Below are 6,239 nucleotides of genomic sequence, written 5' to 3'. Positions count from 1 at the left end.
TCGCGGATCGAAGGGCGCTGAGGCCGATCGCGGGGCGCTCTCTCCCCCTTGCGGGAGAGAAAGCGATTTCATCGCCTTGGCGGAGCCAAGCGATAGAAATCGCAAGAGAGGGGTTTCACCGGGTCAGGCATGGTGGCGGCGGGAGACGTCGCTGCCTCGGCGGCAGCGTCGACGGTGAAGCCCCTCTCTTGCCATTCTCAAGGTTTGGTCCCCGGCAAGCCGAGGCCCAATTCCTCGGAATGGCTTTTTCTCCTGCAAAGGGGAGAGAGGGCGCCCCGTTCGGCTTGCTACCCCGCCCGGAACCCGCGATAGGTCGCGGCGCCTGGATCGGCGACGGCGGATTCGGTGGTGGCGAGGCGGCCGATCGACTCGTGCAGCGGCGACTTCACACACACCGGGTCGGTATTCGCCGCATCGCCGGTCAGCGCCAGGGCCTGGCAGCGGCAGCCGCCGAAGTCGACCTCCTTGCGCTCGCAGGAGCGGCAGGGCTCCTTCATCCAGGACGTGCCGCGATAGGCGGTGAAAGCCGGGCCGTCGTACCAGGTTTCAGCGAGGGAATGGTCGCGGACGTTCCAGAAGTCGAGGTGGCGGATGGTTTCGGCGGCGTGGCAGGGGAGAACCTTGCCGGCCGGGGTGACGGAGAAGGTGCGGGTGCCCCAGCCGCCGTTGCAGAGCTTCGGATAGCGCGCGTAGTAGTCCGGGAAGACCGCGTCGATGACGAGCGTGCCCTTCAGCCGCTCGCGCGCGGTCTCGACCTCGTGGATCGTGCGGTCGACGTCCTCGCGGGCCGGCATCAGCTGCGCCCGGTTCTTCAGGGCCCAGCCGTAATATTGCGTGTGGGCGATCTCGAGCCGCTTGGCGCCGAATTCGACCGCCTTCTCGATCATCTCCGGCACCTGATGGATGTTCATCCGGTGGATCACGGCATTGAGCGTCAGCGGCACGCCGCTTGCGACGACGGCGCGGGCGAAGGCCTGCTTCCTCTCGTAACCGCCGCGATAGCCGCCGACCCGCTCGGTGATCGCCTCGTCGGCGCCCTGCATCGACAGCTGGATATGGTCGCAGCCGGCCTCGACGAGAGCGTCGAGCTTTTCCGGCGAAACGCCGATGCCGGAGGTGATGAGGTTGGTGTAGAGGCCGACCGTGCTCGCATGGCGCATCAGTTCGACGATGTCGCGCCGCGCCGTCGGCTCGCCGCCCGACATGTGGAGATGGATGACGCCGAGCTCGGCGGCCTCGGTGAAGACCCTTTTCCACGTGTCCGTATCGAGCTCCGCAGACTTCGGGTCGAGCTGCAGGGGATTGGAGCAGTAGGTGCAGCGCAACGGGCAGCGATGCGTCACCTCGGCGAGCAGGCCGAGGGGCGGCTGCGGCCGCGGCGGCGGCGGGGCGGCGCCGCGCGGGCGCCGGTCGAGAAGGGTCTCGCTCATAGGGTCACCATCTGCTTGTCGGCGAGATCGCGCAGGAAGCTCTCGACATCCGGACGGATCATCGCCTCGTCGGCGGTGAAGATTTCGGTCAGCCGGGCGAGGATCGCCGCAAAGGGCGTCTTGCCGTCGACGAGCCTCAGGATCTCGGTCGAGACCTGATCGGCCTCGAAGATCCGCTCCGGCCCGAGCAGGACGAAGCGACCGCGCGCCTTGTCCTCGCGGAACTTCACGCCCCGCGGCAAGGCGGGGACGGCGTCGTCGGCGATGCCGGCCGGCCGCTCCATCAGGCCGTCTCCCGGCCGGCCTCGGCCTCGCCGGGCCGCCAGGCGTCCGGCGGCACGTTGCCCGGCTCGACATAGGCGTAATGGAGCGCGTCGAGCTGCGCCCAGAGCACCTGGCACTTGAAGCGCAGCGCCTCGATCACGGCGTCCTGCTTCTCGCGGGTGTCGGCGTGTTGAAGGCAGTAGTCCAGCGCGAAGTCGCTGTCGCGCTTGGCCTGCACCGGGCGCTTGTCGAAATAGGCCAGCGTCTCCCTGGAGATGAAGTCGTAATGGGCGAGCATGCCCCTGGTCCTGACGCCGATCACCGAGGGGGAGAACAGCTCGGTCAGGGAGGAGGCGACGGCCTCGAGCAGCGAGCGGTCGCGGACGAAATGGACATAGGCGTCGACGGCAAAGCGCGTGCCGGAAAGGATGCCGCGGCCGGACATGACATAGGCGCGGTCGAGGCCGACGCCGTCGGTCAAAGCGATCCACTTCTCGATGCCGCCGCGCTCGGTCTCCGACCCGTCGTGGTCGAGGATGCGCTGGCGCCATTCGCGCCGCAGCTCGACGGTGCCGAGCCGGGCGAGGATGTAGGAATCCTTCACCGGGATGTTCGCCTGGTAGTAATAGCGGTTGAGCGCCCAGGCCTGGACCTGCGGCCGGGTGAGCCGGCCCTCCTGCAGAAGCGTCTGGAACGGATGCAGCGAATGATAGCGGGTGGCGCCGATCTCGCGCAGCGCCGCCTCCAACTCCTCGCGGCTCATCATCTCGTCCGACCGACCCGTCATAGCGCGATCTCCATCCCGTCATGCGTCACCGCCCAGCCGGCGGCCTCGACGGCCTTGCGTTCGTCCGAGCCCTTCACGAGGATCGGGTTGGTGTTGTTGATGTGGATATAGGCCCGCCGGCCGATATGAAGGCCCTCGAAGGCGTTCATGCTGCCGCCCTCGCCGGCGATCGGCATGTGGCCCATGCGCCGGCCGGTCTTCTCCCCGACGCCGGCACGGCGCATCTCGTCGTCTTCGAAGAGCGTGCCGTCGAAGAGCAGGCAGTCGGCGCCGGCGATGCGGGCCTTGAGCTGATCGGTCAGATGCGCGCAGCCGGGGATGTAATAGGCGGTGCGGCCATGCGCCGAGAGCCTGACGCCGACCGTCATCTCGCTCTCCTCGCCGACGTCGACCTCGCCCTTTTCCATGAACAGCGGCACCTTGCCCGGAACGGAGAAGATCTCGACGGACAGGCCGGGAACCGGCTCGAAGCGCGCGCCGATCTCGACGGGGCGCTTTTCGACGAAGGCCGGGTCGAGCACCTGGAAGACCGGGCTCTCGGCGACCATGCCGAGGACGCCGGCAGTGCCGTAGAGCGGGAAGCGCTGCTTTTCGCGCAGCGTCAGAAGGCCGGCGATATGGTCGACGTCGCCATTGGTGACGAGGACGGCGGCGATCGGCGTGGCGCGCCTGACGGTCTCGTCGACGCCGGCGACGGGGGAAAGACGCGGCGAGGCGACGATCTGCTGGCGCAGATCAGGCGAGGCGTTGAGCAGCAGCCAGTTGCGGCCGTCCGCCGAGGCGGCGATCGAGGACTGCGAGCGCGGCTCGACCCGCTCGTCACCCGCCCAATGCAGCCGGCAGACCGCGCAGCAGCAGTTCCACTGCGGCGAGCCGCCGCCTGCGGCAGAACCCAAAACGAAAAGCCGCAGGCGGTCGTCCCGCCCGCGGCCCATATCGGTATGCATGATGCCGATCAGAATTCGACGGGCATGTAGCCGTTGATTTCCATCGCCATGCAGACTTCGGTCACGATCGGCTTGTTCCAGGCCATGCTGTGTCTCCCAGTTTCAGGTTCGTCTCGCCGGCGACCGGCGCTCGACCAAGGGCCGATGCAGTCGCCAACACGACAGCAACATAAGGGAGAGTGGGTCATGCGTGAAGCATCGTCGGGCCCCGTAACGGAAGATCGGGAAGAGTTCCCTGATCCCATCGGCGCACCCCGGAGCAGTCTGCGCGCCCGCCCGCAGGCCCCGGCTGCTCACTTGAGGAGGACGAGCTGGACCCGGCGGTTTTCGGCGGCGAGCGGCTCCGCCGGATCCTTCAGCTCGTTCTCGCCGCGCCCGGCGACGACGAAGCGTTCGGCGGGCAGACCGCTCAACTCGACCAGCCGATCGCGCACCGCCGCGGCCCGGCGCGTCGAGAGCGCCTGGTTGTATTCGTCGCTGCCGGCGGCGTCGGTGTGGCCGATGACGACGAAGCGGTCGTCGGCGAAGCGCTGGTCGGCGACCGCCTCGGCAAGCGCCTTGACCTCGGAGGCCGAGGCCGGCAGCGGCGCATCGGAGCCGCTGGCGAACAGGATCTCCACGTCGATCGAGGGCAAGGGCGTGGAGTCCGGATCGTCCTCGACGATCAGGAGCCGCGTGCGCTCGCCGCTTTTCATCGACCGGCTCTTGCCGAGCTTGGGGCGACAGGCCTCGGCGTCGATGATCTTCTTGTCGCAGAGTTCGCTGCGCGTGTAGCTGTGGGCCGCGCCGCTCGCCTTCTTGCCGCAGCCCTCGGCCTTGCCCTCGAGGCAGTCGCCGAGGGCGGAGTTTTCCGGCGTGCCGAGAAATTCGTCGACGTCGACGGACTGGAGCTGCTGGGCCTTTGCGAGGCCGGCCGGCGCGAACAGGAGGGCGAGACAGAGGCCGAAATGGCCGGCAAGGTTGGCTGGGCCGGCCGGGCCGGGGCGGCGCCGGGCGGCGGCGGTTGCGCCCGAAGATCGGCTCGTCACGGAACGGGGCGTCGTCGTCTCACTCATCACAGCTCATCCCTCTTCCTTCGATCGGTCACTCTCGGGCGCCGTCCGGCACTCTCGGATCACTGTCGCGCATTCCGGGGCCGAACCTTCCCGGCAAGGCACCGGTGGCGGCGCATCTGCGGCCCGGCCTTGCCGGATCCGGCCTCCCAGGCTTCCCCGGCTTGCTCGGGGTCGGAAGGTCGGGTGCGGCAGGCCTTTCGGCCTTTTTTGCCGGCCCCGGCTTTCCAGGCCCTGGCCTTTCCCGTCGCGGCTTTTCCCGGTCCCGGCGGCATGCCCTCCGTCGGCGGCAGCGGTGCCGGAACGCCGACCCGCCGCCACCTTCCGCTACGGCAGAGTAACCGGCGAGACGGCACAGTCAATCGTTGTGGCGGCTTGCCCGCGGGCATCGGACCGGCCGAGGCCTCCTTCCCGCAGATGGAAGGCCGAGAGCGCTTTTCGGGACTCCGGCACCGAAGGCCGCGGCCGCTCTCCGGTGCTCGGTCGCCGGTACTCGGCCGCCGACCCGCGAGCCCCGATCCTCGGGCGCCGCCGCCGCTGCCCGCACAGCCAGCCCTCCCCTCGCCCGCCATGCGATGAATTTTTCCCGCCGCGACCTATCATTGGCGAGCGAGCGCGCGGGGCGGCAATGCGGGCGTTGGGCAGCCCGGCAGGACGGCCCGGCGCTGCCGGGTGCAGCGGCGCGGGGACGCTGCGAAAACAGGGAACGATGATCCATGGCCACGGCGAGAAGCGACACGACCCGGCGGCTCGCCGTGCTGATCGATGCGGACAACGCCTCCTCGAAGATCGCCGACGGGCTGTTCGAGGAGATCGCCAAGATCGGCGAAGCGAGCGTTCGCCGGGTCTATGGCGACTTCTCCAGTTCGCGCTCGAAGGGCTGGGTCGACATCCTCGCCCGCCACGCCATCGTGCCGCAGCAGCAGTTCGCCTACACCACCGGCAAGAACGCCTCGGACATCACCCTCGTCATCGACGCGATGGACCTTCTGCATTCCGGCCGCTTCGACGGCTTCTGCCTGGTCTCCTCCGACAGCGACTTCACCCGCCTCGCCGCCCGCATCCGCGAGCAGGGCGTCGACGTCTTCGGCTTCGGCGAGCAGAAGACGCCGGAGAGTTTCCGCCAGGCCTGCCGGCGGTTCATCTATACGGAGAACCTGCTGCCCGAGCGGGCGGAGCGGGAGCGGGCGAGCGGGCCGGAGGCGGCGAAGCCGCTGGCGCGCCAGGAAGAGGCGACGGGGCTGATGCTGCGGGTCATCGCGCAGATGGATACCGAGGACGGCTGGGCCAATCTCGGCACCTTCGGCAAGCAGATCCTCAATCTCGCGCCCGACTTCGACCCGCGGACCTACGGCTTCCGCAAGCTGAGCGACCTCGTGCGGGCGACGCCGGAATTCGAGGTGCGGGACCGCGAGGGCGCCGGCATCGAGATCCGCGAAGCGCCGAAAAAGCCGCGGCGGCGCACAGCAGCCCGCGGCTCGCGGCGGACGGCGGCGAAATCCGGCTGATACCGAATTCGGGGGATTGATTCAGAGGATTCCCGCTTGGGCTCGAATTTCATAGGCTTGATGGGAGCGATTTGAAGGAGGCCTTTGATGGCGTTCAGTCCCGAGCCGCTGACGATCGATGAGCTTGAACGGCGATTTCGCGACGCCGCCGACGTCGTCGAGCGCAACCATTTCCAGACGATCCTGCTTCTGGCGAAGGGTCGATCGCGGGCAGAGGTGGCGGAGATCCTGGCCTTTTCGGAACGCTGGGT

General features: G+C 68.5%; 5 protein-coding genes and 1 pseudogene. 1 reads left to right on the top strand and 5 read right to left on the bottom strand.

Annotated elements, in window-relative coordinates; genetic code table 11:
• Positions 1-287 precede the first annotated feature (287 nt).
• The 5 genes and pseudogenes from pqqE to J1C47_RS23205 all read right to left on the bottom strand — a co-directional run bounded on the left by pqqE (position 288) and on the right by J1C47_RS23205 (position 4,483).
• Positions 288-1,430 carry a pyrroloquinoline quinone biosynthesis protein PqqE gene (gene pqqE, locus J1C47_RS23230; protein WP_207353185.1) on the bottom strand — a complete coding sequence of 381 codons (1,143 nt, stop codon included), beginning with the start codon at positions 1,428-1,430 and terminating at the stop codon, positions 288-290.
• Positions 1,427-2,481, bottom strand: a pseudogene (gene pqqC / locus J1C47_RS23220) (pyrroloquinoline-quinone synthase PqqC). The gene pqqE and the pseudogene pqqC overlap by 4 nt, the downstream one beginning before the upstream one ends.
• Positions 2,478-3,392, bottom strand: coding sequence for a pyrroloquinoline quinone biosynthesis protein PqqB (gene pqqB, locus J1C47_RS23215; protein WP_207353186.1), 915 nt, complete (start codon positions 3,390-3,392; stop codon positions 2,478-2,480). The pseudogene pqqC and the gene pqqB overlap by 4 nt, the downstream one beginning before the upstream one ends.
• Positions 3,393-3,436: 44 nt before the next feature.
• Complete coding sequence (pqqA, locus tag J1C47_RS24265) at positions 3,437-3,514, bottom strand: pyrroloquinoline quinone precursor peptide PqqA (protein ID WP_425354590.1); 78 nt, start codon at positions 3,512-3,514, stop codon at positions 3,437-3,439.
• Positions 3,515-3,721: 207 nt separating this feature from the next.
• Positions 3,722-4,483 carry an OmpA family protein gene (locus J1C47_RS23205; RefSeq protein WP_207353181.1) on the bottom strand — a complete coding sequence of 254 codons (762 nt, stop codon included), beginning with the start codon at positions 4,481-4,483 and terminating at the stop codon, positions 3,722-3,724.
• A gap of 713 nt (positions 4,484-5,196) precedes the next feature.
• Here J1C47_RS23205 and J1C47_RS23200 point away from each other — a divergent pair.
• Entirely contained in the window at positions 5,197-5,988 is a 792-nt protein-coding gene (locus tag J1C47_RS23200; protein ID WP_207353180.1) for an NYN domain-containing protein, read from the top strand.
• Positions 5,989-6,239: the final 251 nt, after the last annotated feature.

Source organism: Jiella sonneratiae (assembly GCF_017353515.1).
Classification (GTDB): domain Bacteria; phylum Pseudomonadota; class Alphaproteobacteria; order Rhizobiales; family Rhizobiaceae; genus Jiella; species Jiella sonneratiae.
The sequence above is the reverse complement of the archived record's forward strand: the minus strand, read 5'-3'. Positions and strand labels throughout refer to the sequence as shown.